We start from the raw sequence: 3,384 nt of genomic DNA, 5'->3' as shown, positions 1-3,384 counted from the left end.
TGTTCGATCTCGCGGTCGAGCTCGCCCTGCAGCCGCACGATCTCGGTGGCCAGGTCGTGCATGCGTTGGGTCATGAAGGGGTCCGGGGGTCAGGTCACGCGGGCGCGGATGCGTCCGGCGCCGCCGTCCTAGCATGGCGCGCGACGCCTCAGTACGGCTCGAAGGTGTCGGGGTTCAGCAGGTCATAGATCTCGGAGATCTTGCGGGTCCGCCTCAGCTTGGCGAGCATGGGATCGAACTCGACCGAGCGATCGTCACCCTCGAGATAGTTGATGGAGAAGGTCTCCATCGCCAGACAGGCCCGGCGCTGGACCTCGGCGAGCGGCGCCGGCTCCAGCGGTTCGAGGTCCTGCTCGATCCGCGACTGGGCCGGCCCAAACGGCGAGAGCAGGCTGAGCCAGGACCCGGCCCGGCCCGTCCGCGTGACCGACCGCACCCGCCAGCGCCGCCCGTCCGCCTCGATCAGCTCCATGCCTGCCTGCATGTTCTCCCGCAAGGTGATCGGTCCACACTTGGTGAGCCGCTCCAGGTCTGGAAAACCCCAGATCTCAAGATCGAGGGTGAACCCCAGGACAGGGAATTGAAAGCTGATCTCAGTGGATTTCATCAGAGCCCCCGAAAGAACATATTAAGAACTTATACGGGCGAGCGGCGCTTGTGAAGACGCAACCTAACGTCGCGCGGGGAGCTTCTTCGAGGGTTGAGGCGGTTGGGTCCCCGGCGGCGGGGCCTGAGGCGTGGGCGACTCGAAGGGCTGGCTGAGATTTTCCCAGGCATCCGCCGCATAGCCGGCGACGCCGGTCGGAACGGCCTTCATCCAGTCGGTGGTTCCATACCAGACCCGCCGGATGGGATCGAAGCGCGGCTTTCCGGCCCAACTGCCGGTCAGGCGGCGGTGAACGTCCTTCGGCAGAACCTTGAGAAAGGCGTAGTGGTTCCTCCAGTCCTGGGCGGAGCGGCTGGTCCCGTTCAGCGGGATAGTATGGTGGACCTCCTCGCCCTTCTTCGCGATGCCCCATGCGCGCAGGCGACTGGTCGCCGCGCCGGCGGTTAAAGACCCCTTCTTTAGGATTCCTGCGCCCTTGCTCGCCGCTCGGAGCCCCTTGCCGACCACGCCAATCGGCAGAGCATCCGCCACCGCCATCACGCCGTTGAAGGCGGCGCCCGTGTAGTTCTTGTCTTGGATATCCGCTACGGCCTCCCAGGCTGGCCCCACCACAGGAATGAAGGACTCGGCTAGGTTTGGGCGCGCCATGCGCGGGCCCTCCTGCCACTTCTCAAAGGCGTCGCCGATCGCGCCCAAGGGGGATTCCGGCCCCTGTTCCTCAGCGGCGCGCTGAGCTTTCAATTGCGCCATCTGTTGATCGTAAAGTTCGCCAGCGGGATCCGGCACGGTCCGCGACTGGCCACGAGGCATGGCCGCCATTTCAGTCTCCAGGATGGGGTGACGCCGACCCGCGCGATATCGCTGCAGGGTGGCGGAGCGGCTCAGCCGCAAGGATTGGTTCGCGCAGCCGGGCGTGGTGCGGGCCCTGTCCGCCCGTTCGCGGATGGCCGAGTGCACTTTCCGGGGTTGGAAATAAATCTCACAACTCCTACTGGCTGTCAAGAACAAAATAGGAACATTTTAGAGGCGAGAGATCATGGGATCGTAGAGCGTAGAGCGCCCCATAGTGTCCGATCCTCCAGGCCCGGCCCCGGGCCCCGGCTTCCTAGCCCTGCGGACCGGCATGTCCGCGCTCCAGCGCCTCGGTGTGGTCATGTGGTGATGGACCCCACGCCACCCGATCTACGCGTCGGCGTTCCGCTGGGATCGCGAAATCCAGGGCCGGCCTCCGACGCGGCAGGGGTCGTTAACTCTCTGACGTCCGGAGGAAGAGCTCAATCAGCGGCGTGTTGATGTAGTAGTTGTTACGTCCCTGCTGGCGCTTCTCGACGAAACCGATCTCCGCGAGTTGGTCGAGGTATTTGGCGGCGGTCTGCCGGGTGACGCCCAGATCGGCCTGCACGAATTCAATTCGCGTGTAGGGGTGGCGGAAGAGATTGTTCAGCAGATCTTGCGAGTAGCGGACCGAGGGGTGTTCGCGCAGGCGTCGCTTGTAGTCGGCCATGAGGCCGCGCATGCCCTCGATGAGCTGCAGCGTCTGCCTCGACGTTTCCGACACCGCCCGCAGGACATAGAGCAGCCACGGCTCCCAGGCGCCGTCATCGCGTACGGCCTGGAGCAGCCGATAATAGTCTGCCTTGTGTGTGGTGACGTACCGGCTGAGGTACAGGATCGGTATTTCCAGCAAGCCGACCCGCGTCAGGTAAAGGACGTTGATGATGCGGCCGATCCGGCCGTTGCCGTCCGAGAATGGGTGGATGCTTTCGAACTGGTGATGGATCAGCGCCATCTTCACCAGCGGATCGAGGTCGCTGGCGGCGTCGTCATTGATGAACCGCTCCAGCGCCGTCATGTGCACGACGATCTCTTCTCTGCTCTGGGGCGGAACATAGACGAGGGCGCCGGTCGCCTCGTTCTTGAGCGCGGTTCCCGGCACGGCGCGGAAGCCCTCCGTCGTGCGTTTCAACACGCGGAACATTTCGATGATGGCGTTGTTCGTTAACAGGCCTTGGTTCTGGTTCAGGCTGTCGAACCCACGTTTCAAGGCGTCCCGGTAGTTGGCGACTTCCTTGGCGGCCGGAGAGCCTGGCCCCTCCGTGAACAGGCTGGCCTGGAACAGCTCGTCCTGGGTGGTGACGATGTTCTCGACCTCTGAGCTGGCCTTCGCCTCTTGCAGCGCGAGTGAATTAATAAGGATGGTCTGGTTGGGGATGATCGCCGCACGCCCCTTGAGTTCGGCTAGGCGCCGGTGCGCATCTGCGAGCGCGCGCAACACAGCCGGCGTTTCTAGATCGCCGGGCGGTGGGAGGACTGGCAGACGATATGTCGTCTCTAACACGTCACGACTCACATGTTCGAAAATCGCGAATTTTTTAACACGAAAGGATGGATGTGTTAAATCTAAGCCACGCCTGGGTGTTCGGAAACGCCGCCCGATGGCTTAGCGGTCGCGACGGGCGTTGAATATCGATCCCGATATCGAGACGCGCCCGCGCGTGCCCGCCACATGGGTGGCTGGCTGAAAGGGGGCGTTGACGGATGCGCGGATCGTGGCCCCGGGGCTCCGCCTCGATCCCAGCCTACAGGCAGACAAAGTGACGCCTGCCGGCAGCTATATGAATTTCTGGAGAAAATGGCGCGCCCGGAACGATTCGAACGTCCGACCCTCAGATTCGTAGTCTGATGCTCTATCCAGCTGAGCTACGGGCGCGCAGAGCCTTACGGCAAGGGCGCGGAACCTAGTCGCGGCTCGCGAAAAGCGCAAGCCGGTCTGAGCA

Annotated in this window: 3 protein-coding genes and 1 tRNA gene; all 4 read right to left on the bottom strand. The window is 63.5% G+C overall.

Annotation, left to right across the window (positions count from 1 at the left end; genetic code table 11):
* Positions 1–148: 148 nt before the first annotated feature.
* Complete coding sequence (locus Q7P21_RS20265; RefSeq protein ID WP_304172287.1) at positions 149–607, bottom strand: hypothetical protein; 459 nt, start codon at positions 605–607, stop codon at positions 149–151.
* A gap of 63 nt (positions 608–670) precedes the next feature.
* Entirely contained in the window at positions 671–1,426 is a 756-nt protein-coding gene (locus Q7P21_RS20260) for a hypothetical protein (RefSeq protein WP_304172286.1), read from the bottom strand.
* Between the two features lie 427 nt (positions 1,427–1,853).
* Positions 1,854–2,882 (bottom strand): Fic family protein, encoded by a 1,029-nt coding sequence (locus tag Q7P21_RS20255; RefSeq protein WP_304172284.1) that lies wholly within the window; start codon positions 2,880–2,882, stop codon positions 1,854–1,856.
* 358 nt (positions 2,883–3,240) lie between these two features.
* Positions 3,241–3,317: transfer RNA gene (locus tag Q7P21_RS20250), tRNA-Arg, on the bottom strand.
* Between the last annotated feature and the right edge of the window lie 67 nt (positions 3,318–3,384).

It is taken from the genome of Phenylobacterium aquaticum (assembly GCF_947378715.1).
In the GTDB taxonomy this organism is placed as follows: domain Bacteria; phylum Pseudomonadota; class Alphaproteobacteria; order Caulobacterales; family Caulobacteraceae; genus Phenylobacterium; species Phenylobacterium aquaticum_A.
Note: the sequence above shows the minus strand (reverse complement) of the source record. Positions and strands in the feature narration are given on the sequence as shown.

Excerpts from the sequence above, each read along its gene's own strand:
- Q7P21_RS20265 (WP_304172287.1), bottom strand. The coding sequence starts at position 607 with ATGAAATCCACTGAGATCAGCTTTCAATTCCCTGTCCTGGGGTTCACC.
- Q7P21_RS20260 (WP_304172286.1), bottom strand. The coding sequence starts at position 1,426 with ATGGCGGCCATGCCTCGTGGCCAGTCGCGGACCGTGCCGGATCCCGCT.